The 1,220-nt window shown below is 38.7% G+C and carries 1 protein-coding gene; it reads left to right on the forward strand.

The features are described 5' to 3' along the window. Positions 1-362: 362 nt before the first annotated feature. The coding region (locus tag QI30_RS19080; protein WP_158621086.1) for an RNA-guided endonuclease TnpB family protein at positions 363-1,220 on the forward strand (858 nt) is incomplete at its 3' end.

The following is a 1,220-nucleotide window of genomic DNA, read 5'->3' on the forward strand; positions in this document are numbered from 1 at the left end:
CTGACTCCTTTTTCGAAGGGAGGTGCACTACATGCCTAAATTTTCGCGACAAGAAAGAATGAAGGCTGAGCGAGAGAAGAAGCGTAGCGAAGGACTGACCATCTTTCGATACACAGCGGATCTATTCCGTTTTATCGATACACTATATCGACTCTTTCGTATGATGCTGTAAAACGATAAAAAGACGTTGATTCCAAACGGAACTAACGTCTTTTTATCATTTCTTCGCAGAATACCCCTCCCTCAAGGAACGTAGTGAGTAGGGAGGGGATGAATGCGAACCCAATTATTCTGCCAGTACTAGTTTGTTGAAAAGAACATCCGTTCCTATTATAATATTCGAAAAAAAGGAGGTGTCTGTCATGTCACATAAAGCGTATAAATTCCGTATCTACCCAAATAAAGACCAACAAGCATTAATTCATCAAACGCATGGTCATTGCCGTTTTGTGTACAACTATTTCCTTGAACGTTGGAATACTTCTTATGAAGAAGAAGGAAAAGGGTTGAATCGTTCCATTATGTCTAAAATGCTCACAAAGCTGAAAAAACAAGATGATACCGCTTGGTTACGTAATGTAGATAGTGTGGCATTACAAGCCTCTTATGAAAATTTAATAGACGCTTTTAAACGTTTCTTTCAAAAGCAAAATAAATATCCTCGCTTCAAAAGTAAAAAGAATCCAGTTCAAAGTTATACTACGAAGAATACGAATAACAATATTGCGATTGTCGGTAATCAAATGAAACTACCAAAATTAGGACTTGTAAAGTTTGCGAAATCTCGTGACATTGAAGGCCGCATTTTAAAAGCGACCATTAAATATAATGCGAGTGGTAAATTTTACGTGTCAGTCCTATGTGAAGTACCAGATTTCGAACTATTACCTCAAACAAACCAAGCTGTAGGCATAGATCTAGGCATCACTGACTTTGCCATTCTGTCCGATGGGCGTAAGGTGGATAACCAACGCTTTACAACCAAAATGGAACAGAAGCTTAAACGTGAGCAACGTAAACTATCTCGTCGCTACGAACAAGCAAAGAAGGACAAACGTGATCTACGTGAGTGTATGAATTACCAAAAGCAACGTCGTAAAGTTGCTCGCTTGCATGAACGTGTTGCTTTCCAGCGAGAAGATTTTTTAAACAAGCTATCAACGGCATTGATTCGTCAATATGACGTCATCTGCATCGAAAACTTAAATACCAAAGGTATG

Source organism: Candidatus Kurthia intestinigallinarum (genome assembly GCF_003991225.1).
In the GTDB taxonomy this organism is placed as follows: domain Bacteria; phylum Bacillota; class Bacilli; order Bacillales_A; family Planococcaceae; genus Kurthia; species Kurthia populi.